The sequence below is a fragment of the Arachnia propionica genome, assembly GCF_003932785.1.
Classification (GTDB): Bacteria; Actinomycetota; Actinomycetes; order Propionibacteriales; family Propionibacteriaceae; genus Arachnia; species Arachnia propionica_B.
Genome location: NZ_RQYT01000134.1, coordinates 1 through 664, shown reverse-complemented (window position 1 = coordinate 664; position 664 = coordinate 1). Strand labels below are relative to the sequence as shown.

General features: G+C 59.6%; 2 protein-coding genes. Both read left to right on the top strand.

All coding sequences use genetic code 11. From position 1 onward, the window contains the following. The first annotated feature begins 48 nt into the window (after window positions 1-48). On the top strand, window positions 49-372 hold the full coding sequence (locus EII35_RS15575) for a hypothetical protein (RefSeq protein ID WP_125229346.1): 324 nt from the start codon (window positions 49-51) through the stop codon (window positions 370-372). Window positions 373-463: 91 nt separating this feature from the next. Further along, window positions 464-664, top strand: a 201-nt coding sequence (locus EII35_RS16320) for a hypothetical protein (RefSeq protein WP_221739813.1), incomplete at its 3' end; no start/stop codon positions are given.

Below are 664 nucleotides of genomic sequence, written 5' to 3'. Positions count from 1 at the left end.
CATTGGGCAGCTGTCTTTTGTCGTCCATGTAGCAATGAGGTGTGTGGCGTGACTGATCCGATGCACGGTATTGAGGAGGATGTTCCTTTCAATCATGATCACGCTTATACGTTGATCTATGCGTGTTTTGGTGCGGCGGAGACGATCCGGGGTCAGGCTGGTTCCAGGAATCTTTGGAAGCTGCATGCGTTGAAGGATTTCGCGGGGTATTATGCTGATCTTTTTGAGAGGAATGGTGAGATTCAGGCGTCGGACGCCTCGTTCCTGGTGACGCGTTTGGAGGAGATGGCGACCGCGACCGGGGATTTGAAAGCCGCGGCGAGGGTCTGTTGTGAAAGTGCTGTCGGTGTGAGGACGCTCTGGGCGGGATGAGATGGGTACTCGCCATCTGTCTCCTGTACTGGATGTACAGGTCAAGATGGTGAGGGCCCAGATCGCCCGACCCGGTGCGCCGCAGCCCGGCATGACTTTTGCAACAGGCCCTGAGGCGGAGCAGGAGCGTCGGGAGACGGCGAGGGCTTGGAAGCGGCGTCAGGAGGAGCGTGGCTGGTGGGGGGATGTTGCTGCTTTCGTGTGGGGTCAGGAGAAGACGCCGGTTGGTCCGCCGGATCCGGAGCCTCGGTTGGAGGTGTCGCCTCCGCCGGTGCGTGAGCGTCCTTCGTTG